This window comes from Halomonas sp. AOP43-A1-21, assembly GCF_052376775.1.
Taxonomy (GTDB): domain Bacteria; phylum Pseudomonadota; class Gammaproteobacteria; order Pseudomonadales; family Halomonadaceae; genus Vreelandella; species Vreelandella colorata.
The window spans coordinates 1-18,478 of the sequence record NZ_JBQSWC010000026.1 but is presented as its reverse complement, the minus strand read 5'-3'; the positions used below and the strand labels follow the sequence as shown (position 1 = coordinate 18,478).

Sequence of the window (18,478 nt, the reverse complement as noted above, 5' to 3'; positions counted from 1 at the left end):
TTGGCTCTATCGATATTCTCTTGTCAGTGATGAATAACTTTCACGTGTCTTGCAGTGTCCATGCGTCGCTTAATGTATTAGTTTTACCCGCTTGAAAAATAAGTGCTTTAAGCGCATTTCTGGCGCTAATCGTTCAATATCTTCTTGTTAAATCAAGTTAATGTTCCTTCTGCCCATGGTGATGCCTGTGGTTGAGTTTCCCTTTACCGCCGTCGTCGGCCAGGCAGCGCTTAAGAAAGCGCTGCTTTTAAATGTGATCAACCCGCGCATTGGCGGGGTGCTGATTAGCGGCCCGCGAGGCAGCGCAAAATCAACCCTTGCCCGCGCGTTGGCGGCACTGCTGCCCGAATCTGACAAGGGCGGCAAGTCGCCGTTTGTGACCCTGCCGCTAGGCGCCAGCGAAGATCGCCTGACCGGCAGCCTGGACCTTCAAAAGGTATTGAACGAGCGCGAAGCCACCTTTCATGAAGGGCTGTTGGCCAAAGCGCATGGCGGCGTTTTGTACGTTGATGAAGTCAATCTGCTCGCCGATACCCTAGTCGACCTGCTGCTGGATGTAGCCGCAAGTGGGGTCAATATCGTTGAACGCGACGGTATTAGTCACTCCCACGCGGCACGTTTTAGCCTGATTGGCACCATGAACCCGGATGAAGGCGAACTGCGCCCGCAGTTGCTCGACCGGTTTGGCCTCTGCCTGGAACAGCCGGCCTCCATCCGTATCGAAGAGCGCATCGCCATCGTGCAGCAGCGCGATGCTTTTGATCGCGACCCCGAACGCTTTATCGCCGACTTCGCCGCTGAGCAGTCAGCCCTGCGTGAACGTATCGAGCAGGCGAGAGATGTGCTAGCAGCCGTGAGCGCACCTGAATGGGTTTACGCACACATCGCCAACCGCTGTGAAGAAGCCGGCGTCGAAGGCCTGCGTGCCGATGTTACCTGGCACCGCGCCGCCCAGGCCCATGCCGCTTGGCGGGGAGGCGATACAATCATTCAGGACGATGTGGATACCGTTGAGCCCTGGGTATTGGCCCATCGGCGTACGCATGAATCTTCCACACCACCATCAACGCCGCCGTCTTCTCCACCACCTTCGTCCACGCCAAATGAAAAGCCTTCTGGCGGTCAGTCGTCTGCCGGTGGACATTCAGGCGAGCAGGGGCAGTGGGGCGCCATGCCGCCCATCGCGCAGAACATGCTGGATAGCCAACTGCTGAATCTCCCTGCGCTTACACCCATCAACCGGCCTGCGGCTAAGCCGCTGCTTTCACTTGGCGGTACGCGTAAGGGCACCGAGTTGGGCCAGGGGCGAGCTAATAAACCACCTTCGTCTACCTCTCGCCCCGACTGGTTCGCCACGCTGATCGCCAATCGTGGTCAGTGGCCCTGGCGACAGTTGCGTGATCGCAAAGCGCGCACCGGGCAGCCAGTGCTGCACCTGGTACTGCTGGACACCTCCGGCTCGACGCTGGGTAAGCGCCTGTTGGGCCAGGCCAAGGGCTGGGTGGATAGCCTGACCCGCCAGGCGTACAGCGCTCGCGAGCAGCTGGCCGTGCTGGGGTTTGGCAACAATACGGTGACACCGCTACTCACCCGCCAGCGTGCGCCCAAAAGCCTAGAGGCGACGCTGAACAGTGCCGATGGCGGGGGCGGCACGCCGCTGCGTAAAGCGGTTGAGGAGGCAGGAAAGTTGATTCGTCAGTGGCAGCGCCGCGAACCCGGCCTACATATACGTACCTACTTGATCACCGACGGGCGCACCCGCGAGTCCGTTGCAGACCTGCCAACGCTTGGCGATTGTGTAGTGATGGATACCGAACACTCATTTGTAAAACGTGGCCAGGCGACACGCCTTGCCCAGCAGCTGGGCGCCTTGTATTGGGCACTGCCCACCCAGGAGTCAGCATGAGCGATAGCAATCACCAAAACCGCATGCAGCGCAAAAAAGAGGTGGTCGATGAGCGCATCAGCCGCGCCACTGAAGAGCGCGGGGTATTAATCCTGCTCAAAGGCAACGGCAAGGGTAAAAGCAGCTCGGCGCTCGGTACGCTGGCGCGCTCGCTGGGGCATGGTCAGAAAGGCGCGGTCATTCAGTTTATTAAAGGGCGGCGCGAAACCGGTGAATACCTGTTCTTTCGTGACCACCCAAGGCTTGACTGGCACATCATGGGCCAGGGCTTTACCTGGGAAACCCAGGACCGCGAGCGCGATATTCAAGCCGCCGAAACTGCCTGGGAAATCGCCAAGGGCCTGTTGGAAGACCCGGCCTACAACATCATCGTGCTGGACGAAATGAGCTACATGTTCAAGTACGGCTACCTGGACCCGGTGCCGGTGGTAGAGGCACTCAAACGCCGCCCAGCGCATCAGAATGTGATTATTACCGGGCGCACCATGGCACAGCCACTTCAGGAAATTGCCGACACCATCAGCACCGTGCAGGATGAGCGCCACGCGTTTCGCGGCGGCGTCAAAGCTCAGGCGGGGATCGAGTACTGATGAGTACACCTTCTGCCAGCTGCCCCGCGCTGTTTATCTCGGCACCCGCCTCAGGCCAGGGTAAAACCACGGTAACCGCGGGGCTTGCGCGGCTGCTGCGCAACCAGGGCAAAGTGGTGCGGGTATTTAAAACCGGACCGGACTACTTGGACCCGCAAATACTCGCCCAGGCCTCTGGCCAACCGGTTGATCAGCTTGATTTATGGATGGCAGGCAAAGCCTACTGTCGCCAACGCTTTTATGAAGCCGCTGTTGAAGCCGATTTGATTCTGGTGGAAGGCGCTATGGGAATGTTTGACGGCGAGCCTTCCAGTGCCGATTTAGCCGCGCTGTTCGGTATTCCCATGGCCATCGTGATGGATGTCAAAGGCATGGCCCAAACCGCCGCTGCGCTGGTAACGGGGCTGGCTGGCTTTCGTGACGATATTCAAATTGCTGGGCTGATTGCCAATAACTGCGGCTCCCAGCGCCACCGTGAGCTGATTGAAGGCGCGCTGCCCGCAGCCATTCCTTTTTTAGCTGCCGTACCGCGTGACCCTGAGCTGGCACTTCCCGAGCGTCATCTGGGCCTGGTGCAGGCGGAAGAGATTCGCGACGATCTGGAAATTCGCTTTGAAGCCGCGGCGCAGGCGCTGGAAGCCGCAGGGCTGCTGGACGCGCTCGCCACGCTTTCGCCGGTCAGCTTTAGTGCTTCTACTGAGGCGCTTCCTGCTGTGCCGCAGGCACTGGCTGGGCAGACGATAGGCGTGGCCCGCGATGCGGCGTTCAGCTTTATCTATCAGGCCAACCTGGACCTGCTGGCGCAGATGGGTGCGCAGGTGCGCTTTTTCTCACCACTGAGCGATGCCGAACTGCCTGAGTGCGATGCCCTTTGGCTACCCGGCGGCTACCCGGAGCTTCACGCGCAGGCGCTTGCGGCGAACACCGCCATGCGCGATGCCATTAAAGGCTTCTTTAGCGCGGGCAAACCCATCCTCGCCGAGTGTGGTGGCATGCTGTATAGCTTGGAAACGCTAACCGACTATGCTGAGAACACTCACCCCATGCTCGGCTTACTGCCGGGGCACGGTGCCATGCGCGGGCGTCGCGGCTGCCAAGGCATGCAGACCGCCGAGCTACCCGAAGGGCCGGTTCGCGGCCATGCCCACCATCGCTCAATGGCCGAGCAAACGCCTGAACCGATTGCTTACGGGCGCCGCCAGCGCCACCCAGCGCCCGGCGAGCCGATCTACCGTGCCGGTCGCTTAACGGCGACGTACTTACATCTTTTTTTTCCGAATAATCCTGCCGCAGTGGCGCGTCTGTTTAGCCACGGTTTTGGCAACGATTCAGCGCAAGCCACGGCCGCAAGCCCCCACATTAAGGAATCCTCACATGCAGTTAAATAAAATTCCCGCCACGGTTGTGACCGGCTTTCTAGGTAGCGGCAAGACCACGTTGCTGGCCAATATTCTGCGCCAGATTACCGGCAAGCGGATTGCCGTGATCGTCAATGAGTTTGGCGAGCAGGATATCGACTCAAGCCTGCTGCGTAGCTGTGCGCTAGGTTGTGAAGACGGAGCTGAAGAGGGCGAGCAAGTCGACGCCGGTGAAGACGGCAGTATTTACGAGCTGGCCAATGGCTGCATCTGCTGCACGGTAGAAGAAGAGTTTTTGCCGGTGATGAAAAAGCTGGTGGCGCGGCGTGATGATATCGACCACATCCTGATCGAAACCAGCGGGCTGGCCTTGCCCAAGCCGCTGGTACAGGCGTTTAACTGGCCGGAAGTCCGCCAGCACTGCACCGTGGATGCCATTATCACCGTGATCGACGGGCCTGCCGTAGCCGCTGGCCGGTTTGCCAACGACGAAGAAAAGGTTGCCGCCCAGCGGCTGGCCGATGACAGCCTGGACCACGACCCCAGCCTGCGCGAACTGCTGGATGACCAGCTAAGCGCGGCGGATTTAGTGCTGGTCAGTAAAACCGACCTGCTGAACGCCGACGAAAAAGCCCGGGTTGAAGCGCTGGTACAGGCGCGGGTGCCCGCATCGGTCAAAACGCTGTTTATCGATCAAACGCTAGCGACTGACACGGCCCAGCTGGAAGCCCTGATGGGCATTGGTGCGGCCAGTGAAGAGCATATCGACAAGATTACCAACCATCACGACAAGCACCATGCCGAAGGCGCCCACCACGATCACGCCCACGATAACTTTGATTCCTGCGTGATTACGCTGGGCGAAGTCGATGGCGATGAGCTGGCGGCCAGGCTTCAACATCTGCTGAAAACCCAAGAGATCTATCGCGCCAAGGGCTTTGCGGCCATTCCCGGTAAGCCCATGCGCCGAGTTATTCAGGCCGTTGGCGAGCGCCTGGACGGTTATTTTGACCGTTTGTGGCGCCAGGACGAGGCGCGCCAAACCCAGCTGGTGATTATCGGCAAAACGCTGAACAGCGATGAAATTCATAAGGCGCTGGCCAGCGCTGAGACGTCGGTAAGCGCCTAATGCATCTTTTCGCCGCCAAACCGGGGGGCTTTATTGATGATGAAGGCATCATCGATCTGCAGCAAAGCCCTGCCGAGGTTGTGATTATGTCCGCCGCTGACAGTAACTTGTCGGCGTTGGCCCAGGCGGTTGATCGCCTGGGCGATGACTACCCCTCGGTGCGGCTGGCGAACTGGATGAACCTGGTAAAACCGGCGGCGTTTGATCTTTACGAAGACCGTGTGCTGGAAAAAGCCCGCTTGGTGGTGGTGTCACTGCTGGGCGGAAAGGGCTATTGGCAGTACGGCTACGAGCGGCTTCTGGCCTGGGCGGCTGCCAGGCCTGAGCGCCAGCTGATACTGGTGCCCGGCTGCGACGCCCCGGACGATGCTTTGCTTGAAGACTCAAGCATAGCCTTCGACGATGCCTACCGCGTGTGGCGCTATTTACGCGAAGGCGGTGTGGACAACGCCGAGCAGCTGCTGCGCTTTATCGGAAGCGAATGCCTGGCGCACGAGTGTCTAACACATGAGTACTTGGCGCATGAGTATGCGTGGCAAGAGCCTAAAGTGATTCCGGCAGCGGTGATTTACGCACCCCAGGCCAACGGTCAGCAGGCGGTCAGCCTAAGCGAGTGGCGTGATCAGCGTATTGCAGAGCGCCCGGTGTGCCTGTTGCTATTTTATAGAAGCCACCTGCAGGGTGCGAATACCGCTGTGCTCGACGGCATGATCGACGCGCTGAAAGCCGAAGGGCTTGAGCCGTTAGCCGTCGCGGTGGCCTCTTTAAAAGAAGGCCCCTGCATCGCGTTTGCCAATCACCTCATTGAGCAAACCGGCGCCATGCTAGTGGTCAATACCACCAGCTTTTCAGTAAACCGTACCGCCGATGACGCCACTGCCGCAGATGAACTGGGCAGTAATCTTCATGAAAGCCTTTTTGTCGGGCGGCCCGTCGTACTTCAGGCGATACTCGCCAGCAGCACTTTGGATGACTGGCAGGGCATGGCCGCAGGCCTGCATAGCCGGGATGTTGCCATGCAGGTAGTGCTACCCGAAATGGACGGGCGGATTATCACCCGCGCCGTTGGGTTTAAAGCCGAAGCGCACTATAACGCGCGCGCCCAGCTGTCGGTGACGCACCACACGCTGCACCCAGAACGCGCTGCCTTTGTCGCCAAGCTGGCCCGGCGGTTTTGCGCGCTGCGCCAAACGCCCAATAGCCAAAAGCGCGTCGCGCTGATTATGGCCAACTACCCCAACCGCGATGGGCGTATCGGTAACGGCGTGGGGCTGGATACACCGGCCTCTACGCTGCACATTTTAAATGCCCTGAAAGGTGCCGGTTATCCGCTAAGCGAATTGCCGGAAAACGGCGATGCGCTGATTCGCCTGCTCCAGGGCGCGGTTACTAACGATCATGACAGTCTGGATCAGCGTGCCTGCTGGCAAAGTATCAGCGTTGAGGATTATCTGGCCTGGTTTCAAACCCTGCCTGCCGCGCTTCAGAAAACGATATGGACCCGCTGGGGCGCGCCGCAAGATGACCCCAAATGCCGCCAGGGGCGGTTGATGATTTCGGGTATCCGCTTGGGCGAAACCTTTGTGGGTATTCAGCCGGAGCGTGACTTTATTGATGACCTGACCCAGTCCTACCACGATATGGAGCTGGCGCCGCCGCATAGCTACCTGGCGTTTTACCTCTGGCTGCGCGAGCACTATCAGGTCGAGGCGGTTATTCATGTGGGCAAGCACGGTAATCTTGAGTGGCTGCCGGGTAAAAGCACCGCGCTAAGCGCCGAATGCTGGCCGGATATCGCGCTCGGGCCGATGCCGCACTTTTATCCGTTTATTGTCAATGACCCCGGCGAAGGCGCCCAGGCCAAGCGCAGAAGCCAGGCGGTGATTATTGATCACTTGATGCCGCCACTGGCGCGCGCTGAACTTTACGGCCCCATGGCCGAGCTTGAAGCGCTGACTGATGAGTATTATCAGGCGCTGGACATGGACCCGCGTCGCGAAGCGCTGATTCGCGAGCAGATACTTTTGCATCTGCGGGCAACCGGCATCGACCAGGAGCTTGCCCACGCAGTGAACAGCAGTTGTGACAGCGAAATTCTCAACGAGCTGGACACCTTTTTGTGCGATATCAAGGAAGCTCAGATTCGCCACGGCCTGCATATACTGGGCATGCTTCCGCCCGAGGAGAAACGGGCGGCTACGCTGGTAGCCCTGTTAAGGCTGCCGCGTGGTGAAGCGGTGGCAAGCCGTGGCTTGCTGCACAATCTGGCTGCTGACCTGGCGCTGGGGGAAGACTTCGACCCGCTGGCGGCGGGCAGCGAGCCTTGGCTTGGTCCTAAACCGGCTGTGCTGGCAGGCAAACTAACCACTGCCTGGCGAACCGGCGCCGATACTCGCGAGCGGCTGGAGCTGCTTGGTGAAGAGCTGGTGGCCGACTATGTGCTGGCCCAAGGGGATTTGGCCGCGCTTGCCCAGGTGTATCCCGCCACGGTCGAGCAGCTTAAATTTGCCCGCGAGCAGCTGTGGGCCGCCATGCAGCAGGGCGTAAAGATGGAGATTGGCTCGCTGCTGGATGGGCTTGAGGGAATTTTCGTACCCGCCGGGCCGAGCGGTGCGCCGAGCCGGGGGCGGTTGGATACGCTGCCCACCGGGCGCAACTTTTTCAGCGTGGATAACCGCTCGATCCCATCGCCCGCCGCCTGGACGCTGGGTGAAAAGTCCGCCCAGGCGTTTGTCGAACGCTATCTGCAGGATCACGGCGACTATCCACGCCGCTTGGGGCTTTCCATTTGGGGGACCGCCACCATGCGCACCGGCGGCGACGATATCGCCCAGGCCTTTGCGCTGATGGGTGTGCGGCCCAAGTGGTCATTGGGTTCTCAGCGGGTGATTGATTTTGAAGTAATCCCTTCGATGCTGCTTAATCGCCCACGGGTAGATGTCACGCTGCGCGTATCCGGATTTTTTCGCGATGCTTTTCCCAACGTGATTCGCCTGTTTGATGCCGCCGTGCAAGCGGTTGCCAGCTATGCAGAACCAGGCGATAGCAACACCATTCGCGCAGCCGTGCTTGAGCGCCAGCACGCCCTTGAAGCCCAAGGGTTAAGTGCCGAAATGGCTGCCCAGGAAGCGAGCTACCGTATTTTTGGCAGCAAGCCCGGCGAGTATGGGGCAGGCCTGAACCGGCTGATTGAAAACCGTAGCTGGGGCGATGCCGATGACTTGGCCGAGGCCTACCTGGGCACCGGCGCCTACGCTTACGGGCAGTTTGCGGATTCCGGCACCGCCGCGCGCGGCGCCTTTGAGCAGCAGATCAAAGGGCTGGATGCGGTGATGCAGAATCAGGATAACCGCGAGCACGATATTCTCGACTCCAACAGCTACTACGCCTTTCAGGGCGGCATGGCCAACGCGACCCGTGCGCTTGCCGGCCAAGCGCCGGAGATCTATCACGCCGACCACGCCAACCCCGCCGTGCCCAAAATTCGCACGCTCAAAGAGGAACTTGCCCGGGTCATTCGCTCGCGCGTGTTGAACCCAAAATGGATCAACGCCATGCGCGAACACGGCTACAAGGGCGCGTTTGAGATGGCCGCCACGGTCGACTACCTGTTTGCTTACGACGCCACCACGGATTTGGTGGCGGATTACCAGTACGCCCAGGTGAGTGAAGCGCTGGTGCTGGATGAGGCCAACCAGCAGTTTTTACGTGAGCATAACCCAGCAGCCCTTGAAGAGATGGCCGAGCGGTTGCTGGAAGCCGCTCAGCGCGGCATGTGGCAAGAACCCGGCGAGCACGGCGACGCGCTTAAAGACCTGCTGCTGGAAATGGACGAAGCCAGGGAAACCGCCAGTTTATGAGCACTAGTCCGCTGGTCAAAGGCTGGTGCCCCGGCGCCTGGCAGCCCATGGAAACCGGCGATGGCTGGTTAGTGCGCGTGCGCCCACCGCTCGGCCAGCTTTCCAAAGCGCAGATGCTCGCGCTGTGCGATGCCGCAGAAACCTATGGCAACGGGTTAATTGAGTTAACCAGCCGCGCCAATATTCAGCTGCGCGGCGTCTCGGAAACCACATGGCCGCCGCTAATGGATTTTTTGGTCGCACACGAATTGGTCAGTGCGGACCCCGCCACCGAGCAGCAGCCCCAGTGCCTGCTGGCGCCCAGTTGGCAGGCGGGCGATGACACGCATCAACTTGCCTGCTTATTACAGCTGCGAGGCAGCGAACTGGCCGCGATGCCCAGCAAAGTCGGTATTGCCATTGATACAGGTGAATTAGCGGTATTGGGAGATACCGCCGCTGATTTTCGAGTTGAGCGCTCAATCGACGGCGGGCTGATAGTGCGCGCCGAAGGCCATGCCTGCGGTACACCGGTGGGCTCTATTGAGGCGGCCATTGAGCATTTAATACGCTTGACGCACTGGTTTGTGGAAAGCGGCGGAAATGACGCCGGGCGGATGCAGCGGCATAAAGTGCCGCTTCCCGCGTGGTCACCTGCTAAAATGCGCCCCGCGAGTGCTTCTGCCATTGAGAATGCAACGCAGGGCGCGGCGTTGGCGCTTGGCAAGTATCAAGCGGGCATGGTTTACGGGCTGCCGTTTGGCCGCGCAGCCGCTGCTGCATTGCGGGCGTCTGTAACGCCTGCGGCGGTGAGCCATGTGCGGGTAACGCCGTGGCGACGTTTATGGGTCAAGGGCGCAAGCGGGCCGGTTGAAGGATTTATCAGCGACAATCGGGACACGCGCTTATTGATGGATGCCTGCCCCGGCGCGCCTTACTGTGCCCAGGCAAGCGTTGCTACCCAGCCGCTTGCTAAACGATTAGCGCACGACGTGAAAAGACATAGCGTTCATATATCCGGCTGCGCCAAGGGGTGCGCCCGCCGTTCATCGGCCGATGTGTGCCTGGTCGGTCAGGCAGGCCGATTTAATCTTATTGTTAAGGGTGATGCGCAGAGCACGCCCGTTAAGACAGGCCTCACCGAGACTGAGGCCGTCGAATATTTGGAGAGTTTGGGTGCCCTATACGTATGAAACAAGCGGCCCGGCAATTTACCGGGAATCCTTCGCGATTATCCGCAGCGAGGCCGACCTTGCGCGCTTTTCTGCCGAGGAAGAGACCGTTGCCGTGCGCATGATTCACGCCGCCGGGCTTGTCGAGTTGGCCGCGCATATTCACTTTCAAAATGACGCGGTCAATAAAGCGCGTTCAGCACTCGAACGCGGCGCGCCGATTCTTTGCGATGCACGCATGGTGTCTGAAGGCATCACCCGCAAGCGGCTGCCAGCCAATAACGAGATTATTTGCACCCTGAACGATGAGCGCACGCCACACCTCGCCCAGGAGATGGCTAACACCCGTTCGGCCGCAGCGCTGGAACTATGGCGCCCGCATCTGGAAGGCGCCGTGGTGGCCATTGGTAACGCACCCACCGCGCTGTTTCATCTTTTGAACATGCTGGAAGACCCGAGCTGCCCACGCCCGGCGGTAGTAATCGGCTGCCCGGTAGGCTTTGTAGGCGCCGCCGAATCCAAGGAAGCGCTGTGGGCAACACCTGAAATTCCAAGCTGCATCGTACGTGGCCGCCTGGGCGGCAGTGCGGTAACGGTCGCGGCCATTAACGCCATGGCGGATCGCGTCGAATGACTCAGGCATCAACACAGGGCACGGTTTACGGCGTTGGCCTGGGGCCGGGCAGCCATGACTTGATGAGCGTGCGCGCCGACCGGCTGATTCGCGGCGCCACGCATATCGCTTATTTTCGCAAAAAGGGCCGCCGTGGCCATGCGCGCAGCATTGTTGAAGGCCTGTTGGCATCAGGCACTATTGAGCTTCCCATGGAGTACCCGGTCACCACAGAGATCCCTTTCGACGACCCGCAGTACAACGCACTGCTCTCGGCGTTTTACTCGCGGTGCGTGGCCCAACTGATCGAGATAGCCAGCGCCGGTTGCAACGTGGTGGTGCTCTGTGAAGGCGACCCGTTCTTCTACGGCTCGTTTATGCACCTCTACACGCGGTTGCTGAATCAGGTGCCGGTGTCGGTAGTGCCGGGAATTACCGGTATGTCCGCCGCCTGGACGGCGACCGGGCAGCCGATTACCTGGGGCGACGATATTCTGACCGTGCTGATGGGCACGCTGCCGGAAGAAACGCTCACCCAACATATCGCCGATACCGACGCGCTGGTGGTCATGAAGATTGGGCGCAATCTTCACAAGCTGCGCCGAGCGCTTAAACAGGCGGGCCGGGAAGACCAGGCTTGGCTGATCGAATACGCCGCCATGGAGCAGCAGCGCGTGTTGCCGTTGGTAGACGTTGGCGAGAGCGTGCCTTACTTCTCGATTGTGCTGATTCACGGCAACGGGAGGCGCCCATGAGCGGCTGGCTAAAAATTGTCGGCCTGGGGCCGGGCGCGGATGCGATGATTACCCCTGAGGTAACGGCCGCGCTTAGTGACGCCACGGACGTGGTGGGCTACGTACCCTACGTGAACCGAGTAGCACCGCGCTATGGCCTGACCCGCCACGGCTCAGACAACCGCGAAGAGATTCGCCGTGCCGAGCAGGCGCTACAGCTGGCGCTTGAAGGCCACCGAGTCGTGGTGGTTTCCTCTGGCGACCCCGGCGTATTCGCCATGGCCTCGGCGGTATTTGAAGCGCTGGAAGCGGGCGATGCCGCGTGGCGTGGGCTGGATATTCAGGTGCTGCCGGGTATTTCCGCGATGCTGGCGGCCAGCGCCCGTGCGGGTGCACCGCTGGGGCATGATTTCTGCTGCATCAATTTATCTGACAACTTGAAGCCTTGGGCGCTTATCGAAAAGCGCCTGCGTTTGGCCGTTGAAGCCGATTTTGCGATGGCGTTTTATAACCCGCGCTCAAAATCGCGCCCGGTAGGGTTTGAGCGCACCCTGGACGTGCTGCGAGAGGCGTGTGAGCCTGAACGGTTAATCATCTTCGCCCGCGCGGTTTCAATGCCTGACGAATCAATCCGCGTAACAGCCTTAAAAGACGCCACGCCGGATATGGCCGATATGCGCACGCTGGTGATTGTTGGCTCCCGGCAAACCCGGCTGATCGAGCGAGACGGCGAGCCGCTGGTGTATACGCCGCGCTCAGCGCTTTGATCAGGAACGATCATTAAGCCAGGCAAGCACCTCATCAACGCTATGCACTTCATGGCGAGCGGGCAGTGCCGGGCGGTCAATCATGATGACCGGCACGCCAAGCGCGCGAGCGGCATCAAGTTTTGAAACGGCACCTTCGCCACCAGCGTTTTTGCACACGATGCGTTCGATACGTTGGGTTTTGAGTAGCGCTAAATCGCCTTCCAGCGTGAACGGGCCTCTATCCACCGTGGTGGTAAAGTGGGCAAGCGGCGGCGGGGCGGTTGGCTGGTCGACCAAACGCAGCACATAGTGGTGTTGAGGCTGCGCGACAAACGCGGCCAGGTGCATGCGGCCAATCGCGAGCAGCACGCGCTGGGGCGGGCCTTCGAGGGCGCTAACCGCCTCTTCGATACTCGCCACGTGTTGCCAGTTAGCGTGAGTGGTGGGCACCCAGGCCGGGCGCGTCAGGGCAATTGCCGGTACGCCGGTCTGCTGGGCGGCGGCCAACACGTTACGGCTCATCTGCGTGGCAAACGGGTGGGTTGCATCAATAATATGGGTGATGCGCTGTTGGGTGATAAACGCCGCCAAACCGTCGGCGCCGCCGAAACCGCCCACGCGGGTGGGCAGCGGTTGCGCCTTAGGCGTTTTGACCCGGCCTGCATAGCTGAAAATGGCTGGAATGTTGTGCTGGCTAAAAGCACTGGCCAAGGCGCTGGCCTCACTCGTACCCCCAAGAATCAGGACGTTTATCATGGCTGAGGTTAACAAGGCTCCGTGGCTCACACTGTTAGGGTGGGGGGAGAGTGGCACAGCGGGCCTGACAGCGGCAAGCCGCGAGCAGCTTGAGCGTGCCGAGATCGTGTTTGGCGCCCGCCGTCATCTGCGCCTGCTTCCCCCGTTAAACGCGGATATTCGCGAGTGGCCAGTGCCGTTTCTTGATGGCATCCCCGCACTACTCAACGAGCGCGGCCGCCGGGTGGTCATGCTGGTATCCAATGATCCGTTCTGGTTCGGGGCGGGCACCAGCCTGGCGCGCCACGTAGACGCCAGCGAATGGGTCGCCGTGCCATCGCCCTCGACCTTTAGCCTGGCGGCGGCCCGCTTAGGCTGGCCGCTTGAGCGCTGCACCTGCCTGGGCCTGCACGCCAAACCGCTCACCCGCATTCGGCCCTACCTGCAAGGCGGCCGGCACTTGCTGGTGCTGTTGCGTGATGGCGCCGCCGTGGCTGAATTGGCCGCGCTGATAAAAACATTCGGCTTTGCGGATTCTCAGCTAAACGTGCTGGAAGCCTTGGGCGGCGTGGATGAGCGCATCCGCACGCTGCGCATGGATGACGCGCTACCCGAGGATATCGCCCACCCGGTGGCGGTAGGTATTGAAGTTGCCGGTAATGGCCCCGCGATCCCCTCAACGCCCGGCCTTGCCGATAGCTTTTTTGAGCACGACGGGCAGATCACCAAGCAGGCCGTGCGCAGCCTGACGCTTTGCGCACTGGCCCCCAGGTCTGGGGAGCGGCTGTGGGATATTGGCGCAGGCTCTGGCTCCATCGCCATTGAGTGGCTGCTGGCCCACCCGGATAACCAGGCCATCGGCTTCGAGCAGCACCCAGAGCGCGCCGCCCGGGCGCGGCGCAACGCCGACAACCTGGGGGTCGATTGGCTGGAAGTAAACGAAGGCCGCGCCCCGGAGGTGCTCGAGAATGCGCCGTTGCCCGATGCGGTGTTTATCGGCGGTGGGCTTTCTCAGAAACTGCTGGATACTTTATGGCAGGTGCTGCCCCGCGGCACGCGAGTAGTAGCCAACGCGGTCACCCTGGAATCCGAAGCCCTGCTGGCGCACTGGCAGCAACAGGCCGGCGGCGAACTGCTGCGCCTGGAGCTGGCCCACGCCGCCCCCATGGGCACGCGCCGGGGCTGGAAATCCAGCTACCCGATTGTGCAGTGGCGTGGTGTTCGATGATTCAGCAAACAGTGGCTAGGCAGGCGCTTAAAGTCGCCGGGTTCGGCTTTCGCCAGCAGGCAACGCTTGAATCACTGGAACAGGCGCTGGATCAGTTGATTGCCGAGTACGGCCCTATCGACCAGTTGGCCGCGGCGCATAGCATGCTGCCACTGGTTGAAGCGCTGGGTAGCGCCCGCCACATCCCGGTAATGGGTGTCGCGGATACAGCGCTGGCAAGCGTTACCACGCTGACCCACTCCGCCTACAGCCTGCGCGAAAAAGGCACCGGCAGTGTGGCCGAAGCCGTGGCGCTGCTGGCCGCGGGCAGCGGGGCACGGCTTTTAGGCCTACGGACAGTTTCAAACGATAGAAAGGCCACGGCCGCGGTGGCCACCACAGCGGCGCAAGGAGTTGGATTATGAAGGTTCATTTTATTGGCGCAGGCCCCGGCGCGCCGGATCTTTTGACGCTGCGCGGTCGCGATTTAATTGCCGCCTGCCCGGTATGCCTGTATGCAGGTTCACTGGTGCCCGAGCAAATCCTCGAGCACTGCCCGGAAGGCGCGCGCATCATCAACACCGCGCCGCTGTCACTCGATGAAATCATGCAGGAAATCCAGGCCGCTCACACGGAAGGTTGTGATGTGGCCCGGCTGCACTCCGGCGATCTCTCGGTATGGTCCGCGATGGGCGAACAGCTGCGCCGCCTGCGAGAGCTTGATATTCCCTACAGCGTGACCCCCGGCGTGCCTTCCTTCGCCGCTGCGGCGGCAACGCTCGGCCAGGAGCTAACGCTACCCGGCGTGGCGCAATCCGTGGTGCTGACCCGCACGCCGGGCCGGGCCAGTGCCATGCCAGAAGATGAAACGCTGGCCAACTTTGCCCGCACCGGCGCCACGCTTGCTATTCACCTCTCCATCCACAATCTGGCCCAGGTGGTGGAAAGCCTGACGCCCCATTACGGCGAAGCGTGCCCGGTAGCGATTGTATGGCGGGCCAGCTGGCCGGACGAGCACGTGGTGCGCGGGCGCTTATCCACGGTGGAATCCCTGATCAATAACACGCTTCAGCGCACGGCGCTGATTCTGGTAGGGCCGGTACTCGAATCCGAAGACTTCCAGGAAAGCAGCCTGTACGCGGTAGGCTACGACCGCCGCTTTCGCCCCCAGTCCGCCGATTCGCCGTTTGCCAGTAGCGATGAAGAGGGCGGCGCATGATCACGCTCTCGCTGATCGGCATTGGCACCGGCAACGTTGACCACGTAACACTCGCGGCGGTTCGCGCCCTCAACGAAGCCGAGGTGATTCTGCTCCCCCGCAAGGGCGAAGCGAAATCGGACCTGATCGACCTGCGCCGCGTACTCTGCGAAGAGCTGCTTGATGAAGCGACCAACACCCGCATCGTCGAGTTCGATTTACCCACCCGCGATGCCAAGTGCGCGTACCTAAGCGCAGTAGACGAATGGCATAACGCCATTGCCAGCGTATGGGCCGAGCTGATGGATAAGCACCTGCCAAACGGCGGGCGCGTCGGCATGCTGGTATGGGGCGACCCCTCACTCTATGACAGCAGCCTACGCATCGCCAAGCGCCTGACGGATAGCGGCCGTGCGGTTGAGGTCAACGTTGTGCCCGGCATCACTAGCCTACAAGTGCTCACCGCCGAGCATAAACTCCCGCTTAACGCACTCGCCGAACCCATCCAGATCACCACCGGCCGCCGCCTGCGCGAACGCGGCTGGCCAAGCGACGCCGCGACGGTAGCCGTGATGCTCGACAGCGGCGGGGCGTTTACCACGCTGCCACAAGCTGACACCTACATCTGGTGGGGCGCCTACCTGGGCATGGATAAACAGTGCCTGATCAAAGGCACGCTAAGCGAGGTAAGCGACGAGATTACTAAACGCCGTGCCGCGCTGCGTGAAGCGCACGGCTGGATTATGGACTGCTACCTATTGGCCCGCGAACCGCTATTCTAAGCCGGTAGGAATATGGAAGTTTTTTCCATAAAATAATTGAATGAGTGATTTCTTCATGTGCCCTGGATGGAATCGTGACCATGCAACAGGACCTACGTGTTATTTCCCGCACATCCTTTTTCACCCGCCGCGTTTTTCCGATCATATGGTTATCGATAGTGGCTTTGGGTTGCGTACTAAGCCTATTGACGGCGGAAACGTTTTCCCCATTTCTACTGATACCCCCGCTAATGATCTTTTTCGGTGTGTTTATATTTAAAATGATGTTGGGCGGTCTCGCGGATCGTGTATACGACAACGGCGATAGTCTGATTTTTGTTTACGGGAAAAACCGCGAGCAGGTTTATCTAAAAGACGTGGCAAACGTCAATTACCAATCTATGAGATCGCCCGACAGGGTGACGCTAACGGTACGAAGCCCCAGAGATCAGGGCAGTTCAAATCAGGAGTTTTCATTCCTACCGGCCCGCAGCATGCTGGGTTTAAGTGAAATATCGTTCAAGCGCTTCCGGATCGAAAACCAGGTGGTCGACGAACTCATCGAGCGCGTCGATACAGCGAGGCGTCAAGCCAAAAACCCGGGATAAAAGCATAAGCACCTCTGTGCGAATTTTTTGAGACAAAACCAGATCACGCTATCGTTTGTTTAAATTAAAGGAGTACCCCATGAGCTTTTACGTCTACCTTTCCGGCGAGATCCACACCGACTGGCGCGACGAAATTCAGCGTGGCGCAGAAGCCGCAGGCTTGGATATCGTGTTTACCGCCCCAGTCACTGACCACGACGCCAGTGACGCCGCAGGCGATCACTTGGGCGAGCAGAGCAATCAGTTCTGGCGCGACCACCAATCCTCCAAGGTCAACGCCATCCGCACCCGTACGCTGATCGAGCAAAGCGATTTAGTCGTGGTGCGCTTCGGCGACAAGTACAAACAGTGGAACGCTGCCTTTGATGCAGGCTACTGCGCCGCACTCGCCAAGCCCTATATCACTTTGCACTCTGAGGATATCGTTCACCCGCTGAAAGAAGTGGATGCCGGTGCACAAGCCTGGTGCACCACCACCGAGCAGGTCGTTGAAACCCTCAAGTACGTGCTCAAAGCATAACGCAAGCCACCACTTTGCAGGCCGACTTGGCCTGCAGCCCTCTTTGTTGGGGCTGCTAAAGGCTGGTTTTGTGGGAGCCCGCTTTAGCGCGCGAAAGGCCCCGCCCCAAGAATCATCATAAGTAGCGTGGCGTAACGTTTGGCGAGGCACGAGCCAATAAGGCACCCGCGAAGGGCAGCGCTAGCTGCCCAGGATAAGCCACCACACCAGCCCACGCCCGGTTTTGTGTGAGCCCGCTTTAGCGCGCGAAAGGCCCCGCCCCAAGAATCATCACCAGTAGCGTGGCGTAACGTTTGGCGAGGCACGAGCCAATAAGGCACCCGCGAAGGGCAGCGCTAGCTGCCCAGGATAAGCCACCACACCCGTACCCGCCCAGTTTTGTGGGAGCCCGCTTAAGCGCGATGATTACGCTACTTGGTTCAAAGCCCCCAGCAAATCCTATGGCTGCATATGGCCATCAAATTTCCACGTGACCTAAGCAAAATTTACCAATAAAGTATGATTGAATAGAGCAAAACGAGCGGTCATGCGAATTTTGGATAGGCGGCCAAAATTTAATTTGCTAGTAATATTATCAATGAGGTAGATTTGGTTTAGGCGGCTAGATAACCTCAATGAACGTGCTGGAGCGTTCATTGAGGTTATGCCGCTGGCTATATAATCACTGTTAAGCGCCTAATGGAGTTATTCATGAATAGTCGAGATTTGTTTAAAGCAACCGTTATGAATGCAGTCAAAGAGTGTTATCAGATTGGTTATGCTCCTACTAGGTTTGAAACAATGATTCAGGAGGCACATCCTGTTGAAGTGGCAAAGAAGTTTGTTATATCTGGGGAGTTTCAGTACGGATTTAAAGAGTTATTAAAACTTGGTAGAGCTGACTTAACAATCGAAAACATTATGTTAGATAAGCAGTTTATTGAATTATTTGGCCCTCAGGAGCTTGAGGCAGCAGAGTGGCGTTTAGAAAATGGATAATAGACATATGAAGCACTGGTATGGATATAGAGTTATTGAATTAGATGGTAGCAACCCCGGTATTAAATGCCTCTCCGAATCATTTAATACATATGAAGAAGCCAAACGCGATAAACAAAAATTGAAAGCTAGAGATATGGAGCATACTCCTATCTTCAAAGCAGAATCCAAAGCTGATGCAGAAGAAAAATTACAAACTGAGCAGTTTTCAAGGCTATAATTCTGTGTAAATAGCGCATAGCAAGCGCTTTAAACGGAACAAAAACAGTTGGTTAGGTTCCGCTTCGCTCCACATTATAACCAACAATTTTTGTCCGCATAAGCGGGCGTTAAGTAGCAAAGGAGAAACTATGCCAGACGGAAATTCTATAATTAATCTAG

Annotated in this window: 18 protein-coding genes; 17 read left to right on the top strand and 1 reads right to left on the bottom strand. The window is 59.1% G+C overall.

The features are described from left to right. The first annotated feature begins 175 nt into the window (after positions 1-175). From ACT3R7_RS14400 to cobJ, 9 genes are read left to right on the top strand one after another with little or no spacing between them, the layout of a single operon-like run. Entirely contained in the window at positions 176-1,906 is a 1,731-nt protein-coding gene (locus tag ACT3R7_RS14400; RefSeq protein ID WP_193092546.1) for an AAA family ATPase, read from the top strand. Then, positions 1,903-2,496 (top strand): cob(I)yrinic acid a,c-diamide adenosyltransferase, encoded by a 594-nt coding sequence (cobO, locus tag ACT3R7_RS14395; protein WP_192539340.1) that lies wholly within the window; start codon positions 1,903-1,905, stop codon positions 2,494-2,496. Before ACT3R7_RS14400 ends, cobO begins: the two co-directional genes overlap by 4 nt. Beyond that, positions 2,496-3,884, top strand: a complete 1,389-nt coding sequence (locus tag ACT3R7_RS14390) for a cobyrinic acid a,c-diamide synthase CobB (RefSeq protein ID WP_193092545.1) — start codon at positions 2,496-2,498, stop codon at positions 3,882-3,884. Before cobO ends, ACT3R7_RS14390 begins: the two co-directional genes overlap by 1 nt. After that, complete coding sequence (cobW, locus tag ACT3R7_RS14385) at positions 3,871-4,983, top strand: cobalamin biosynthesis protein CobW (protein ID WP_192539342.1); 1,113 nt, start codon at positions 3,871-3,873, stop codon at positions 4,981-4,983. Before ACT3R7_RS14390 ends, cobW begins: the two co-directional genes overlap by 14 nt. Further along, positions 4,983-8,843 (top strand): cobaltochelatase subunit CobN, encoded by a 3,861-nt coding sequence (gene cobN / locus ACT3R7_RS14380; RefSeq protein ID WP_193092544.1) that lies wholly within the window; start codon positions 4,983-4,985, stop codon positions 8,841-8,843. The genes cobW and cobN overlap by 1 nt, the downstream gene beginning before the upstream one ends. Continuing rightward, positions 8,840-10,015: a ferredoxin-like domain-containing protein gene (locus ACT3R7_RS14375; RefSeq protein ID WP_193092543.1), complete on the top strand. Its 1,176-nt coding sequence runs from the start codon at positions 8,840-8,842 to the stop codon at positions 10,013-10,015. The genes cobN and ACT3R7_RS14375 overlap by 4 nt, the downstream gene beginning before the upstream one ends. Then, entirely contained in the window at positions 9,999-10,628 is a 630-nt protein-coding gene (locus ACT3R7_RS14370) for a precorrin-8X methylmutase (protein WP_193092542.1), read from the top strand. The genes ACT3R7_RS14375 and ACT3R7_RS14370 overlap by 17 nt, the downstream gene beginning before the upstream one ends. Further along, the gene (locus ACT3R7_RS14365; RefSeq protein WP_496199261.1) at positions 10,625-11,362 is read left to right on the top strand and encodes a precorrin-2 C(20)-methyltransferase; all 738 of its coding nucleotides are present in this window, start codon (positions 10,625-10,627) and stop codon (positions 11,360-11,362) included. Before ACT3R7_RS14370 ends, ACT3R7_RS14365 begins: the two co-directional genes overlap by 4 nt. Next, positions 11,359-12,108, top strand: coding sequence for a precorrin-3B C(17)-methyltransferase (gene cobJ, locus ACT3R7_RS14360; protein ID WP_193092540.1), 750 nt, complete (start codon positions 11,359-11,361; stop codon positions 12,106-12,108). The genes ACT3R7_RS14365 and cobJ overlap by 4 nt, the downstream gene beginning before the upstream one ends. Here cobJ and ACT3R7_RS14355 read toward each other — a convergent pair whose 3' ends face one another. Beyond that, the gene (locus ACT3R7_RS14355) at positions 12,109-12,846 is read right to left on the bottom strand and encodes a cobalt-precorrin-6A reductase (protein ID WP_193092539.1); all 738 of its coding nucleotides are present in this window, start codon (positions 12,844-12,846) and stop codon (positions 12,109-12,111) included. It abuts the gene before it with no gap. Between ACT3R7_RS14355 and cbiE the strand changes: the two genes are divergently transcribed. The 8 genes from cbiE to ACT3R7_RS14315 all read left to right on the top strand — a co-directional run bounded on the left by cbiE (position 12,845) and on the right by ACT3R7_RS14315 (position 18,317). After that, a complete protein-coding gene (cbiE, locus tag ACT3R7_RS14350) occupies positions 12,845-14,053 on the top strand; it encodes a precorrin-6y C5,15-methyltransferase (decarboxylating) subunit CbiE (RefSeq protein WP_193092538.1) in 1,209 nt (402 codons plus the stop codon). The two genes, ACT3R7_RS14355 and cbiE, sit on opposite strands and share 2 nt — an antisense overlap. Beyond that, positions 14,050-14,457: a cobalamin biosynthesis protein gene (locus ACT3R7_RS14345; protein WP_193092537.1), complete on the top strand. Its 408-nt coding sequence runs from the start codon at positions 14,050-14,052 to the stop codon at positions 14,455-14,457. The genes cbiE and ACT3R7_RS14345 overlap by 4 nt, the downstream gene beginning before the upstream one ends. Then, positions 14,454-15,251: a precorrin-4 C(11)-methyltransferase gene (gene cobM / locus ACT3R7_RS14340; RefSeq protein ID WP_193092536.1), complete on the top strand. Its 798-nt coding sequence runs from the start codon at positions 14,454-14,456 to the stop codon at positions 15,249-15,251. The genes ACT3R7_RS14345 and cobM overlap by 4 nt, the downstream gene beginning before the upstream one ends. Next, positions 15,248-16,012: a precorrin-6A synthase (deacetylating) gene (gene cobF, locus ACT3R7_RS14335; RefSeq protein ID WP_193092535.1), complete on the top strand. Its 765-nt coding sequence runs from the start codon at positions 15,248-15,250 to the stop codon at positions 16,010-16,012. The genes cobM and cobF overlap by 4 nt, the downstream gene beginning before the upstream one ends. Before the next feature lie 80 nt (positions 16,013-16,092). Then, the gene (locus tag ACT3R7_RS14330) at positions 16,093-16,599 is read left to right on the top strand and encodes a hypothetical protein (protein ID WP_193092534.1); all 507 of its coding nucleotides are present in this window, start codon (positions 16,093-16,095) and stop codon (positions 16,597-16,599) included. Between the two features lie 79 nt (positions 16,600-16,678). Continuing rightward, positions 16,679-17,119, top strand: a complete 441-nt coding sequence (locus tag ACT3R7_RS14325) for a YtoQ family protein (RefSeq protein ID WP_193092533.1) — start codon at positions 16,679-16,681, stop codon at positions 17,117-17,119. A 690-nt stretch (positions 17,120-17,809) separates the two neighbouring features. After that, positions 17,810-18,097 carry a hypothetical protein gene (locus ACT3R7_RS14320; RefSeq protein ID WP_193092532.1) on the top strand — a complete coding sequence of 96 codons (288 nt, stop codon included), beginning with the start codon at positions 17,810-17,812 and terminating at the stop codon, positions 18,095-18,097. Positions 18,098-18,104: 7 nt separating this feature from the next. Continuing rightward, a complete protein-coding gene (locus tag ACT3R7_RS14315) occupies positions 18,105-18,317 on the top strand; it encodes a hypothetical protein (protein ID WP_193092531.1) in 213 nt (70 codons plus the stop codon). Positions 18,318-18,478 lie beyond the last annotated feature (161 nt).

Bases quoted from the DNA above. Each gene is read 5' to 3' on its own strand.
- cobJ (WP_193092540.1), top strand. From the start codon at position 11,359: ATGAGCGGCTGGCTAAAAATTGTCGGCCTGGGGCCGGGCGCGGATGCG.
- ACT3R7_RS14345 (WP_193092537.1), top strand. From the start codon at position 14,050: ATGATTCAGCAAACAGTGGCTAGGCAGGCGCTTAAAGTCGCCGGGTTC.
- ACT3R7_RS14390 (WP_193092545.1), top strand. From the start codon at position 2,496: ATGAGTACACCTTCTGCCAGCTGCCCCGCGCTGTTTATCTCGGCACCC.
- ACT3R7_RS14365 (WP_496199261.1), top strand. From the start codon at position 10,625: ATGACTCAGGCATCAACACAGGGCACGGTTTACGGCGTTGGCCTGGGG.
- ACT3R7_RS14315 (WP_193092531.1), top strand. From the start codon at position 18,105: ATGAAGCACTGGTATGGATATAGAGTTATTGAATTAGATGGTAGCAAC.
- ACT3R7_RS14330 (WP_193092534.1), top strand. From the start codon at position 16,093: ATGCAACAGGACCTACGTGTTATTTCCCGCACATCCTTTTTCACCCGC.
- ACT3R7_RS14355 (WP_193092539.1), bottom strand. From the start codon at position 12,846: ATGATAAACGTCCTGATTCTTGGGGGTACGAGTGAGGCCAGCGCCTTG.
- cobM (WP_193092536.1), top strand. From the start codon at position 14,454: ATGAAGGTTCATTTTATTGGCGCAGGCCCCGGCGCGCCGGATCTTTTG.
- ACT3R7_RS14375 (WP_193092543.1), top strand. From the start codon at position 8,840: ATGAGCACTAGTCCGCTGGTCAAAGGCTGGTGCCCCGGCGCCTGGCAG.
- ACT3R7_RS14320 (WP_193092532.1), top strand. From the start codon at position 17,810: ATGAATAGTCGAGATTTGTTTAAAGCAACCGTTATGAATGCAGTCAAA.
- cobO (WP_192539340.1), top strand. From the start codon at position 1,903: ATGAGCGATAGCAATCACCAAAACCGCATGCAGCGCAAAAAAGAGGTG.
- cobW (WP_192539342.1), top strand. From the start codon at position 3,871: ATGCAGTTAAATAAAATTCCCGCCACGGTTGTGACCGGCTTTCTAGGT.
- ACT3R7_RS14325 (WP_193092533.1), top strand. From the start codon at position 16,679: ATGAGCTTTTACGTCTACCTTTCCGGCGAGATCCACACCGACTGGCGC.
- cobN (WP_193092544.1), top strand. From the start codon at position 4,983: ATGCATCTTTTCGCCGCCAAACCGGGGGGCTTTATTGATGATGAAGGC.
- cbiE (WP_193092538.1), top strand. From the start codon at position 12,845: ATGGCTGAGGTTAACAAGGCTCCGTGGCTCACACTGTTAGGGTGGGGG.
- cobF (WP_193092535.1), top strand. From the start codon at position 15,248: ATGATCACGCTCTCGCTGATCGGCATTGGCACCGGCAACGTTGACCAC.
- ACT3R7_RS14400 (WP_193092546.1), top strand. From the start codon at position 176: ATGGTGATGCCTGTGGTTGAGTTTCCCTTTACCGCCGTCGTCGGCCAG.